The sequence below is a fragment of the Citrobacter sp. wls706 genome (assembly GCF_005281305.1).
Lineage (GTDB): Bacteria > Pseudomonadota > Gammaproteobacteria > Enterobacterales > Enterobacteriaceae > Citrobacter > Citrobacter werkmanii.
Map to the genome: position 1 here is coordinate 119,646 of NZ_SZXG01000034.1, position 12,081 is coordinate 131,726.

The window sequence follows — 12,081 nt, forward strand, 5'->3', positions numbered from 1 at the left end:
CGGGCATGTTTCATCGTTTATGGACATTGATTCGCAAAGAGCTGCAATCGCTATTACGCGAACCACAGACGCGAGCCATTCTGATTCTACCGGTGCTGATTCAGGTCATTCTGTTCCCGTTCGCCGCGACGCTGGAAGTGACCAACGCTACTATCGCTATCTATAACGAAGACAATGGCAAACACTCGGTGGAGCTTACCCAGCGCTTCGCCCGCGCCAGCGCCTTTACGCATGTCCTGTTACTGAAAAGCCCACAGGAGATCCAGCCCACCATCGACACGCAAAAAGCGCTGCTGCTGGTGCGCTTCCCGGCCAACTTTTCGCGGAATCTGGATACCTTCCAGCAAGCGCCCATGCAAATTATCCTCGATGGACGTAACTCAAACAGCGCGCAAATTGCCGCCAATTACCTGCAGCAGATCGTGAAGGAGTACCAGCAGCAGCTGATGGACGGCAAGCCAAAACCGAACAACAGCGAACTGGTGGTACGTAACTGGTATAACCCGAATCTGGACTACAAATGGTTCGTGGTTCCGTCGCTGATCGCCATGATCACCACCATCGGCGTGATGATCGTCACCTCGCTGTCGGTGGCCCGCGAGCGCGAACAGGGCACGCTCGATCAACTGCTGGTCTCCCCGCTAACCACCTGGCAGATATTCATCGGCAAGGCAGTGCCCGCGCTGATTGTGGCCACTTTTCAGGCCACCATTGTGCTGGCGATCGGCATCTGGGCTTATCACATTCCGTTTGCCGGTTCACTGGGGCTGTTCTATTTCACGATGGTGATTTATGGGCTGTCGCTGGTCGGTTTTGGTCTGCTGATTTCATCGCTGTGCGCCACCCAGCAGCAGGCGTTTATCGGCGTATTTGTCTTTATGATGCCGGCGATATTGCTCTCAGGCTACGTCTCGCCGGTCGAAAATATGCCGGTATGGTTACAGAATCTGACGTGGATAAACCCGATCCGCCATTTTACGGACATCACGAAACAGATTTACCTGAAGGATGCGAGTCTGAAGATTGTCTGGGGAAGTTTGTGGCCGCTGTTGGTGATAGCGGCCACAACCGGCTCAGCGGCGTATGCGATGTTTCGCCGCAAGGTGATGTAGCTTTTTGTCTTTCGCCAACAGCGACACCACGGCGGGTCCGGCAAGGATCACCAGCCCCGCCAGGGCCAGCAAGACGTTGTTTTGCAGCACGCGCGACAGCAGCCACAGTACGATCATCGCGGCACCGAAATACCACGTCGTAGTGAGTTCTTCCAGCACATCCGCCACGTCGCGCCAGCGCTGTTCATGGTGACGTTGCAAGGCCAGCATTAATAAAACCGTTACGCCGTAAACGACGCATAATCCCAGGCCGACGTGCACCAGCGTGCCGCTCATCCAGCCCATTACCAGCAATGCCACTACCAGTAAATGCAACACAATCTGCCAGCAACTTAGACCCGTTGCGACACGAACACGTTGTTGCCACCTCATGGCTTTTCTCCTGAAGGATTTTCGACTAATTGTTCAGAGTACCGGACTTTACGGAAAATTCCGCAACACCGCATCTTTTTGTGACGACGACTACACTATTTTAATCAGGAAAGTGACGCCAACGGGAGAATCATGGCCAGACAAACAGAACGGTTTTCATTCAATGTGCTCACCATTAATACTCATAAAGGGTTTACCGCCTTCAATCGGCGTTTTATTTTGCCTGAGTTGCGGGAAGCCGTCAGAACGGTCGGGGCGGATATTGTGTGCCTGCAAGAGGTAATGGGCGCACACGAGGTGCATCCTCTGCATGTGGAAAACTGGCCGGACACCACGCACTACGAATTTCTGGCGGATACCATGTGGAGCGACTTCGCTTATGGACGTAACGCCGTGTATCCGCAAGGGCATCACGGTAACGCCGTGCTGTCGCGCTATCCTATTGAACATTATGAAAATCGCGATGTGTCGGTCGGCGCGAGTGAAAAACGCGGGGTCCTGTACTGCCGCATCGTGCCGCCGATGCTCTCCCACCCGGTTCACGTGATGTGTGTCCATCTCGGTTTGCGTGAAGCTCACCGTCAGGCCCAGCTCGCTATGCTGGCAGATTGGGTGAATGCCTTACCTGAGGGTGAGCCCGTTGTGGTCGCCGGAGATTTCAACGACTGGCGACAAAAAGCCAATCATCCGTTGAAAGCCAATGCCGACCTTGACGAGATTTTTACCCGCGCCCACGGTCGCCCGGCGCGGACGTTTCCGGTGCAGTTTCCCCTGCTACGTCTCGACAGGATCTATGTGAAAAATGCGAATGCCAGCACCCCAACGGCGCTGGCGCTGCGTCACTGGCGACATTTGTCCGATCATGCCCCTCTGAGTGCGGAGATTCATTTATGAAATTTGGCTGGCGTGAAGGCAATCAAATTCAACTACTGGAAAACGGCGATCAGTTCTACCCCGCCGTGTTTGACGCCATTGAACAGGCGCAACAAAAGATTATCCTCGAAACCTTCATCTGGTTTGAGGATGCGGTCGGAAAACAGCTGCATGCCGCGCTGCTGAGTGCAGCACGTCGCGGCGTCAAAGCCGAAGTACTGCTGGATGGCTATGGCTCGCCGGACCTCAGCGACAGCTTCGTTAATGAGCTAACCGCAGCTGGCATTGTTTTCCGCTACTACGATCCGCGCCCGCGTCTGTTCGGCATGCGCACTAATCTCTTTCGCCGTATGCATCGTAAAATTGTGGTCATTGATGACCGCGTTGCTTTCGTCGGCGGCATCAATTATTCCGCTGAACATATGTCTGATTACGGCCCTGAGGCCAAGCAGGATTACGCCGTACGCGTTGAAGGTCCCATCGTGGCCGACATCCTGACATTCGTACTGGAAAACCTGCCGGGCCAGAGCGCCGTACGCCGCTGGTGGCGACGTCATCATCGGGCAATCGAAAATCATCGGCCTGGCGAAGCGCAGGTGCTGTTTGTCTGGCGCGACAACGAAGAACATCGCGATGATATTGAACGCCATTATTTGAAAATGCTTACCCAGGCCAGACGGGAAGTGATCATTGCCAATGCCTACTTCTTTCCCGGTTATCGCTTTCTGCATGCCCTGCGTAAAGCGGCCCGACGCGGCGTTCGGGTAAAACTCATCGTGCAGGGTGAACCGGATATGCCGATTGTGAAAGTGGGCGCCCGCCTGCTGTACAACTATCTGGTAAAAGGCGGCGTCCATGTCTATGAATATCGCCGTAAACCTCTGCATGGCAAAGTCGCGCTAATGGACGATCATTGGGCGACGGTAGGCTCCAGCAATCTTGACCCGCTCAGCCTGTCGCTGAATCTGGAAGCGAATCTCATTATTCATGACCGTGCGTTTAACCAGACTCTGCGCGATAACCTGAACCCTATTATTGCGCAGGACTGCAAGCGGGTTGATGAATCCATGCTGCCCAAACGCACCTGGTGGAACCTGACTAAAAGCGTGCTGGCGTTCCACTTTTTACGCCATTTCCCGGCGCTGGTCGGCTGGCTACCCGCACATACACCACATCTGACCGAGGTAGAACCGCCCGCACAGCCTGCCATGGAAACGCAGGATCGCATTCAAACTGAGGATGTCGGAGGAAAATCCTGATGGCCAAAGCACATCCGCGCTGGCGGTTAGCGAAAAAAATACTCACGTGGCTATTTTTCATTGCCGTCATCGTGTTGCTGGTCATTTATGCCAGCAAGGTCAACTGGGAAGAGGTCTGGACGGTAATCCGGGATTACAATCGGACTGCCCTGCTCAGCGCCGTGGGGCTGGTGATCGTCAGTTATTTACTCTACGGCTGCTATGACCTGCTCGGCCGACATTACTGTGGGCACAAGCTGGCAAAACGCCAGGTCATGCTGGTGTCGTTTATCTGTTACGCCTTCAACCTGACGTTAAGCACCTGGGTGGGCGGTATTGGGATGCGTTACCGGCTCTACTCGCGCCTCGGGTTGCCGGGGAGCACTATTACGCGGATTTTTTCGCTGAGTATTACCACCAACTGGTTGGGCTATATTCTGCTGGGCGGTTTTATTTTTACCTTTGGCGTGGTCGAGCTGCCCGCGCATTGGTATATCGATGAAGGTACGCTGCGCATTTTAGGCATTGCGCTGCTACTGATTATTGTCGTTTATCTTTGGTTTTGCGCCTTCGCTAAACATCGCCACATCACCATCAGGGGCCAAAAGCTGGTGCTGCCCTCCTGGAAATTCGCCATCGCGCAAATGGCGATATCCAGTACCAACTGGATGGTGATGGGAGCCATTATCTGGCTGTTGCTGGGTCAGGATATCAACTATTTCTTCGTGCTGGGCGTGCTGCTGGTGAGCAGTATTGCCGGGGTTATCGTACATATTCCGGCGGGGATCGGTGTGCTGGAGGCGGTCTTTATGGCGTTGCTGGCGGGAGAAGATACTTCTCAAGGCAAGATTATCGCCGCCCTGCTTGCGTATCGCGTCCTCTATTATTTTATTCCGCTGCTGCTGGCGCTTATTTGCTACCTGTTGCTGGAAAGTCGGGCGAAGAAGCTGCGGGCGAAAAACGAGAGGGCAATGGCGAAATGATGGTGTATATAGTGCCGGATGCGGCGTAATGCCTTATCCGGCAACAGATAATTAACGACGATTGCCGAAGATGCGCAGCAGCATCAGGAACAGGTTGATAAAGTCCAGATACAGCGTTAGTGCGCCAAGAATCGCGTATTTGCGCAGATTAGAACTGTCACGCAGATCGATCTGCTCACCGATGTTTTTCAGCTTCTGCGTGTCATAGGCGGTCAGACCGACAAACACAATCACCCCAATGTAGGTTACCGCCCACATCAACGCTTCGCTCTTCAGCCAGAAGTTAACCAGTGAAGCCAGCACAATACCGATTAGCGCCATAAACAGCATATTGCCGAAACCGCTGAGATCGCGCTTAGTGGTATAACCGTACAGGCTCATGATGCCAAACATCCCGCCGGTGACCACAAAGGTACTGGCGATAGACGAGTAGGTATAGACGATGAAGATGCTCGACAGCGTTAACCCGGTTAACGCCGAATAGAGCATAAACAGCGTGGTTGCCACACCGGCGCTCAGCTTTTGCACCATGCCGGACAAAACGAACACCAGCGCAAGCTGGGCGATAATCAGGCCAAAGAAGGTGATTTTACTGGAGAAGACAAACATCATCACCGCGGGCGTATTTGCCGCATACCAGGCGATAAACGCCGTCAGCAACAATCCGCAGGTCATCCAGCCATAAACCTGCGCCATATACGTTTGCAGGCCGGAACGCGCCTGCACAATAGAATCGGATCGTGGGAATCGGTCCATGACAATCTCCTGAATCAGTATGAGCCTACAACAATTGTACTCTACCAGCGTTTTGCTGCTAGCTTATCGCTGTCACGGGCATCCACCCAACGTTCACCTTCCGGCGTGGCCTCGCGCTTCCAGAACGGTGCGCGAGTTTTCAGATAATCCATAATGAACTGCCCGGCATCAAACGCGCTACTACGATGCGCGCTGGTCACGCCAACAAAAACAATTTCATCACCGGGCCACAGCGCGCCAATGCGATGGATCACCGTCACGCGACCTAATGGCCAGCGCGTACGCGCCTCGTCGACAATCTCCGCCAGCGCTTTTTCGGTCATGCCGGGATAGTGTTCCAGCGTTAACGCCTGCACACTGTCGCCGAGATTGTGGTTACGCACTTTACCGGTGAAGGTCACCACCGCGCCGTCTTCATCGCGCTCGGCAAGCCAGGGATACTCTTCCCCAACGCTGAACGGCGCATGCCCGACAACAATTCGCGTCTCAGCCATCTTAACCTCCGGTTACCGGTGGGAAGAAAGCCACTTCATCACCCGCGTTAAGAGGGTGGTCAAAACTGACCAGCGTCTGGTTCACCGCCGCCAGCAGCTTGCCGTCTTCCAGCGCCAGCGCCCAACGATCGCCTTTCGTCGCCAGATGCTGGCGCAGCGCTTCGACCGTTGCAAATTCAGCGGTGACCTCTAACGCATCCGTGTTGACCAGCTCACGGACCTGGGCAAAGAAAAGAACCTTAATCATGCGCATCCACCTTAAAATCGCCCGACTTACCACCACTTTTTGCCAGCAGGCGCACCGGACCAATCACCATGTCCTTTTGTACCGCTTTGCACATGTCGTAGATGGTCAACGCCGCCACGGAGGCCGCCGTTAGCGCTTCCATTTCCACACCGGTTTTCCCGGTCAGCCGACACAGCGTCTCAATGCGTACACGGTCGTGTTCCGGTTCGGCGTGCAGGTTGACTTCGACCTTGCTCAGCATCAGCGGGTGACACAGCGGGATAAGATCCCAGGTCCGTTTGGCGGCCTGAATACCGGCAATGCGCGCCGTGGCGAAAACGTCGCCTTTATGGTGGCTACCATCAATAATCATCGCCAGCGTTTCGCTACGCATTGTCACGAATGCTTCAGCACGCGCCTCGCGTACCGTTTCTGCTTTGCCAGAGACATCCACCATATGGGCTTCGCCAGCGGCGTTAATATGAGTCAGTTGCGACATACTTATTTCTTCAAATGTGGGTGGAAATTACACGGACGCGTACGGGCATCAAGCTGCGGCGCAATGATATTTTCCCAGGCGGTACGACACGCTTTGGTCGAACCCGGCATGGCGAAAATCAGCGTTTTATTCGCGACCCCAGCAATTGCCCGGGATTGCAGCGTCGCGGTGCCGATCTCTTCAAACGAGAGCATACGGAATACTTCGCCAAAACCCTCAACTTCTCTGTCGAACAGCGGTTGCAGCGCTTCCGGCGCCTGGTCGCCTTCGGTCAGTCCGGTGCCGCCGGTAATGAGCACGACCTGCACATCGTCACTGGCAATCCAGGCGGAAACCTGGGCGCGGATGGCATAGCGGTTCTCTTTGACAATCGCCTTGTCAACAATCTGATGGCCCGCTTCCAGCGCCGAGTCACGCAGGTAGTGACCAGAGGTGTCATCCTCTTCGCCGCGACGGTTGGAAACAGTAAGAATAGCAATGCGTGTCGGGATAAATTCAGCGCTTACCTGACTCATGAAAACTCCTTTTAGCGATCAGCCGCCAATGTAAGATAAGTTTTGCGTAATACCGGTATTGTTCTGATGCAGGAAATGGGTCTGCTTTTTCTCCAGCAGCGCGGTTGAAATGCGTTCTTCCAGCGCGGATTGCTGAGCGTCATCTTCCAGCAAGTCACGCAGGCTTACGCCGCCTTCACCAAATAAACACAGATGAAGCTTGCCGACAGAGGAAACGCGCAGACGATTACAGGTGGCGCAAAAGTCTTTCTCATAAGGCATGATCAGACCAATTTCGCCAGCATAATCTGGATGACAGAAAACTTGAGCCGGACCGTCGCTGCGCTGGCGAAGCTGGTGGATCCAGCCGCGACGCAGAAGCTCATCGCGCAGTACTTGCCCTGAGATATGATGCTTACGGAAGAGAGAACTGCCCTCGCCCGTTTCCATCAGTTCAATAAAACGCAGTTGAATAGGACGGGGTTGGATCCACGCCAGGAAGGTGTCCAGTTGATGATGGTTTACATCGCGCATCAGCACAGTGTTGACCTTCACTTTTTCGAAACCGGCATCAAAGGCGGCGTCAATGCCCGCCATCACCTGCTGAAATTTGTCCTGCCCGGTAATGGCGTGAAACTGACGGGCATCGAGACTGTCGACGCTGACGTTGAGTGCCGTCAACCCGGCATCGCGCCAGGCCGCAGCATCGCGCGCCAGACGATAACCATTGGTCGTTACCGCAATCTGACGGATGGCGTCGTTTTCACGCACAGCGGCAATAATGTCAGTAAAATCGCGACGTAATGAGGGTTCGCCCCCTGTCAGGCGCACTTTTTCCGTCCCCAGGCTGGCGAACGCTCGGGTGACGCGGCGAATTTCATCAACGGTCAAAAAGCCGTTATTGGTGACTCCACCGGGCTTATAGCCATCCGGCAGGCAGTAGGTGCAACGAAAGTTACACACATCGGTAATCGACAAACGTAAGTAGTAAAACTTACGCGCGAAAGCATCGGTAAGTTGAGAGCCCATGTACACCTTTCCAAATACGGGAGACGCAGTCATTTCTTCCTGCGCCCTGGTGACAATCTCGTTCGAGCATTGCCACGGCCAAAGCACCGTATCATTTGACCCAGGTGCAGAGGCTAGAGTGTTTATACTCATCATACTTTGAGTACGTAGTGGTTATGCCGATACTAGCGTGTAAATGGCGATAATGCCAAGCACACTTACGCTGTATAAATGTGTATATAGCGTCATGATCGTGCAATTTCGCTACAGAATAAGCAAAAACCACAGTTTTGCATTGATATACATCATCTTGCTGTCAGGTGCATGTCATCAGAAAGGGGTAGATCGCCGAAAATTAATTTCGGCAAATGCCAACTGGATAATTGCTGAAAACACGCTATTTACGGTACTGTAGCGCCGATCAATTGATATCAGGAAACTCTATGCGCACTCGCACGCTGGCAGATTTAGATCGCGTTGTCGCTCTCGGCGGAGGGCATGGATTAGGACGCGTTCTCTCCTCACTTTCCCCTTTAGGTTCACGACTGACGGGTATCGTAACCACCACCGATAATGGCGGCTCCACGGGGCGTATTCGTCGTTCTGAAGGCGGCATCGCCTGGGGTGACATGCGTAACTGCCTGAACCAGTTAATTACCCAACCCAGCGTTGCATCCGCTATGTTTGAATACCGTTTTGGCGGTAATGGCGAGCTTTCCGGACATAACCTCGGAAATTTAATGTTAAAGGCGCTCGATCACCTCAGCGTGCGGCCTCTGGAGGCCATTAATTTAATTCGCAACCTGCTGAAGGTGGATGCGCATTTAATTCCGATGTCAGAGCTGCCGGTGGACCTGATGGCTATTGATGATCAGGGGCATGAAGTCTATGGCGAAGTGAATATCGATCAGCTCACTATCCCTCCTCAGGAACTGATGCTGTCGCCAAAAGTCCCCACCACGCGAGAAGCGGTTGAGGCAATCGCCGAAGCGGATTTGATTCTGATAGGACCAGGCAGTTTTTATACCAGCCTGATGCCGATCCTGCTGCTCGACGAACTGGCGCAGGCATTACGGCGTACCCCCGCCAGGATGGTCTACATTGGCAACCTGGGTCGCGAATTAAGCCTGCCAGCAGCCAGCCTGACGCTTAACGATAAGCTGGCAATCATCGAACAGTACGTTGGCAAGAAAGTGATAGACGCGGTGGTTGTCGGCCCGAAAGTAGATGTTTCCGCCGTTACCGACCGCATTGTGATTCAGGAAGTGCTGGAAGCCAGCGATATTCCGTACCGTCATGACCGTCAGCTGCTGCACCGCGCGCTGGAGAAAGCGGTACAGGCATTAGGCTGAACGGACCTGCCTGATGCGCTGCGCTTATCAGGCCGACAAACGCAAACACCCCGTAGGCCGGATAAGGGGATACCCCGCATCCGGCACAAGTTTACGATGCCGCAATAAATAACTCGCGCAGTTGATGCAGTTGATCGCGGATCGTCGCTGCCTCTTCAAATTCGAGATTCTGCGCATGCTGCATCATTTGCCCTTCCAGCTCGTGAATCTTTTGCTGCAAGGCTTTTGGCGTCATATCCAGTTCGACAACGTCAGACTTCGTACCCGCACGTGACTTCCCTTTGCCCTTCGCCTTGGTCTTCGCAATATTCTGACCCAGCGCCAGAATATCGACCACTTTCTTGTTCAGCCCCTGCGGCGTAATACCGTGCTCTTCGTTGTAACGCTGCTGCTTCTCGCGGCGACGTTCAGTTTCACCAATCGCCCTGGCCATCGAGGCGGTAATTTTATCGCCGTAGAGAATCGCCTTGCCGTTGATGTTACGCGCCGCGCGACCAATGGTCTGGATAAGTGAGCGTTCAGAGCGCAGGAACCCTTCTTTGTCTGCGTCCAGAATCGCCACCAGCGAGACCTCAGGCATGTCCAGGCCCTCGCGTAACAGGTTGATACCCACCAGCACGTCAAACTCGCCCAGGCGCAGGTCACGAATGATTTCCATACGTTCCACGGTATCGATGTCGGAGTGCAGATAGCGCACCCGCTCGCCGTGCTCTTCGAGGTATTCGGTGAGGTCTTCCGCCATGCGTTTGGTGAGCGTGGTGACCAGCACACGTTCGTTAATCGCCGCACGCGTGCGGATCTCCGACAGCAGATCGTCAACCTGCGTCGCCACCGGACGCACTTCTATCACCGGATCCAGCAGGCCGGTCGGTCGTACCACCTGATCAACCACGTCATCACCGGATTTCTCCAGCTCATAGTTCCCCGGCGTTGCCGAGACGTAGATGGTCTGCGGGGCCAGCGCCTCAAACTCTTCAAATTTAAGCGGACGGTTATCCAGCGCCGAGGGCAGACGGAATCCGTATTCGACCAGGGTCTCTTTACGCGCCCGGTCGCCACGGTACATGCCACCAATTTGCGGAATAGTGACGTGGGATTCATCTACCACCAGCAGACCATCGGCCGGCAGGTAATCAAACAGCGTCGGCGGCGGCTCGCCTGGACCGCGTCCGGACAGATAGCGGGAATAGTTTTCAATCCCCGAGCAATAACCCAGCTCGTTCATCATTTCCAGATCGAACTGTGTACGCTGGCTTAAGCGCTGCTCTTCCAGCAACTTGTTATTCGCCAGCAAATTTTTACGGCGGTCTGCCAGCTCGACTTTAATTTCTTCCATCGCCTGCACGATACGTTCGCGCGGCGTGACGTAGTGCGTTTTCGGATAGATGGTGTAGCGGGAAATGGTCGATTCAACCTGCCCGGTAAGCGGGTCAAACAGCGACAAACGCTCGACTTCCTCATCGAACAGTTCCACGCGCAGCGCAATGTCGTCGGATTCAGCCGGGAAAATGTCGATAACTTCACCGCGCACGCGGAAGGTCCCGCGCTGGAATGCCTGATCGTTACGGGTATATTGCAGCTCCGCCAGACGACGCAGGATCGCGCGCTGGTCGATAATCATCCCCACCGTAAGGTGCAGCATCATTTTCAGGTACAGGTCCGGGTCGCCCAAACCATAAATGGCGGAAACCGACGCCACCACAACGACGTCACGACGTTCCAGCAGCGCTTTGGTCGCCGACAGACGCATCTGCTCAATGTGTTCGTTGACCGATGCATCCTTCTCAATGAAGGTATCAGAACTCGGTACGTAAGCTTCCGGCTGATAATAGTCGTAGTAGGAGACAAAATATTCCACCGCGTTTTCCGGAAAGAACTCTTTCATCTCACCGTACAGCTGCGCAGCAAGCGTCTTGTTAGGCGCCAGCACCATGGTAGGACGCTGTAGGTCCGCAATTACATTCGCGATGGTGAATGTTTTCCCCGAGCCCGTCACCCCCAGCAGCGTCTGATGCGCCAGACCGTCCTCTAGACCTTCTTCCAGGCGACGTATCGCCTCAGGCTGATCGCCAGAGGGTTTAAAAGCGGAATTTAGTTTGAACGGTTTACTCATGAGCAGCTACCTGAAGCAATGGGCGGGCAGGTGTGTAATTTTACTCGCAGTAGTATATTTTGCCAGTAAAATATACTGGATGAAAAAACAGTAACGCGCCAGAATATTTCTGTTACACCCGTCAAATGGCCGTGGCTGCAGGCCAAAATTTGCCCCCAGACAAAATAAAACACCAGCAAAAATGTGTTATCCCCAAACCAATGCCTTTTTTAACATTTGTCAAGCCAGCCGATGAAAGTTTTATGGCAACACATGACACTTCTGCGACAGCCATTGATTTTATCTAACCACCTGTAATTTAATGATTATTATCTCAAGCCGTCTTTCGCATCAATTTAGTCGCAGGCCGCGTCTTCTCTCGCTTACATTGTGTTTTCTAACCCTAATACACAAGGTTATCCACAGGAATAGTGGATAACTGCCTCCAGCCCGTGTGGACTGTAGCCTGGCAAAAACGCACTGACTCTCTTTTCCGAGGGGATAAAAAAAAATTATCGCTATTTTTTGATATTTATCAGCTAACGAGGCGGTCAGTGAGAGCCGAGATCTTGCTCGCATTTT

The 12,081-nt window shown here is 53.7% G+C and carries 13 protein-coding genes and 1 riboswitch; of the genes, 5 read left to right on the top strand and 8 right to left on the bottom strand.

Features of this window, described 5'->3' with window-relative positions; translation table 11 throughout:
- Nucleotides 1-5: 5 nt before the first annotated feature.
- Nucleotides 6-1,112 (top strand): ABC transporter permease, encoded by a 1,107-nt coding sequence (locus tag FDW92_RS15935; RefSeq protein ID WP_042309612.1) that lies wholly within the window; start codon nucleotides 6-8, stop codon nucleotides 1,110-1,112.
- On the opposite strand, the gene FDW92_RS15940 is transcribed toward FDW92_RS15935, so the two are convergent.
- Nucleotides 1,074-1,484, bottom strand: coding sequence for a YbhQ family protein (locus FDW92_RS15940; RefSeq protein WP_042309614.1), 411 nt, complete (start codon nucleotides 1,482-1,484; stop codon nucleotides 1,074-1,076). The two genes, FDW92_RS15935 and FDW92_RS15940, sit on opposite strands and share 39 nt — an antisense overlap.
- Before the next feature lie 132 nt (nucleotides 1,485-1,616).
- Between FDW92_RS15940 and FDW92_RS15945 the strand changes: the two genes are divergently transcribed.
- Genes FDW92_RS15945 through FDW92_RS15955 form a run of 3 tightly spaced genes read left to right on the top strand, consistent with a single transcriptional unit; the run spans nucleotide 1,617 to nucleotide 4,578 of the window.
- The gene (locus FDW92_RS15945; RefSeq protein WP_042309615.1) at nucleotides 1,617-2,378 is read left to right on the top strand and encodes an endonuclease/exonuclease/phosphatase family protein; all 762 of its coding nucleotides are present in this window, start codon (nucleotides 1,617-1,619) and stop codon (nucleotides 2,376-2,378) included.
- Nucleotides 2,375-3,616 carry a cardiolipin synthase ClsB gene (gene clsB / locus FDW92_RS15950; RefSeq protein WP_042309617.1) on the top strand — a complete coding sequence of 414 codons (1,242 nt, stop codon included), beginning with the start codon at nucleotides 2,375-2,377 and terminating at the stop codon, nucleotides 3,614-3,616. Before FDW92_RS15945 ends, clsB begins: the two co-directional genes overlap by 4 nt.
- Nucleotides 3,616-4,578: a YbhN family protein gene (locus FDW92_RS15955; RefSeq protein ID WP_042309619.1), complete on the top strand. Its 963-nt coding sequence runs from the start codon at nucleotides 3,616-3,618 to the stop codon at nucleotides 4,576-4,578. Before clsB ends, FDW92_RS15955 begins: the two co-directional genes overlap by 1 nt.
- Before the next feature lie 51 nt (nucleotides 4,579-4,629).
- Here the strand turns inward: FDW92_RS15955 and FDW92_RS15960 are convergent, their stop codons facing one another.
- From FDW92_RS15960 to moaA, 6 genes are all read right to left on the bottom strand, one after another.
- Nucleotides 4,630-5,334, bottom strand: a complete 705-nt coding sequence (locus FDW92_RS15960) for a Bax inhibitor-1/YccA family protein (RefSeq protein ID WP_038639068.1) — start codon at nucleotides 5,332-5,334, stop codon at nucleotides 4,630-4,632.
- A gap of 41 nt (nucleotides 5,335-5,375) precedes the next feature.
- Nucleotides 5,376-5,828, bottom strand: a complete 453-nt coding sequence (moaE, locus tag FDW92_RS15965; RefSeq protein WP_038639065.1) for a molybdopterin synthase catalytic subunit MoaE — start codon at nucleotides 5,826-5,828, stop codon at nucleotides 5,376-5,378.
- A 1-nt stretch (nucleotide 5,829) separates the two neighbouring features.
- Nucleotides 5,830-6,075 carry a molybdopterin synthase sulfur carrier subunit gene (gene moaD, locus FDW92_RS15970; protein WP_042309621.1) on the bottom strand — a complete coding sequence of 82 codons (246 nt, stop codon included), beginning with the start codon at nucleotides 6,073-6,075 and terminating at the stop codon, nucleotides 5,830-5,832.
- Nucleotides 6,068-6,553, bottom strand: a complete 486-nt coding sequence (gene moaC / locus FDW92_RS15975; protein ID WP_006685391.1) for a cyclic pyranopterin monophosphate synthase MoaC — start codon at nucleotides 6,551-6,553, stop codon at nucleotides 6,068-6,070. The genes moaD and moaC overlap by 8 nt, the downstream gene beginning before the upstream one ends.
- 2 nt (nucleotides 6,554-6,555) lie before the next feature.
- On the bottom strand, nucleotides 6,556-7,068 hold the full coding sequence (moaB, locus tag FDW92_RS15980; RefSeq protein ID WP_042309623.1) for a molybdenum cofactor biosynthesis protein B: 513 nt from the start codon (nucleotides 7,066-7,068) through the stop codon (nucleotides 6,556-6,558).
- Between the two features lie 18 nt (nucleotides 7,069-7,086).
- Nucleotides 7,087-8,076, bottom strand: coding sequence for a GTP 3',8-cyclase MoaA (gene moaA / locus FDW92_RS15985; protein ID WP_047025511.1), 990 nt, complete (start codon nucleotides 8,074-8,076; stop codon nucleotides 7,087-7,089).
- A riboswitch (molybdenum cofactor riboswitch) is annotated at nucleotides 8,064-8,209 on the bottom strand. (Overlaps the previous gene by 13 nt.)
- A 289-nt stretch (nucleotides 8,210-8,498) precedes the next feature.
- Between moaA and yvcK the strand changes: the two genes are divergently transcribed.
- Entirely contained in the window at nucleotides 8,499-9,407 is a 909-nt protein-coding gene (yvcK, locus tag FDW92_RS15990) for a uridine diphosphate-N-acetylglucosamine-binding protein YvcK (RefSeq protein WP_042309625.1), read from the top strand.
- A gap of 91 nt (nucleotides 9,408-9,498) precedes the next feature.
- Here the strand turns inward: yvcK and uvrB are convergent, their stop codons facing one another.
- Nucleotides 9,499-11,520 (bottom strand): excinuclease ABC subunit UvrB, encoded by a 2,022-nt coding sequence (uvrB, locus tag FDW92_RS15995; RefSeq protein ID WP_042309626.1) that lies wholly within the window; start codon nucleotides 11,518-11,520, stop codon nucleotides 9,499-9,501.
- Nucleotides 11,521-12,081: the final 561 nt, after the last annotated feature.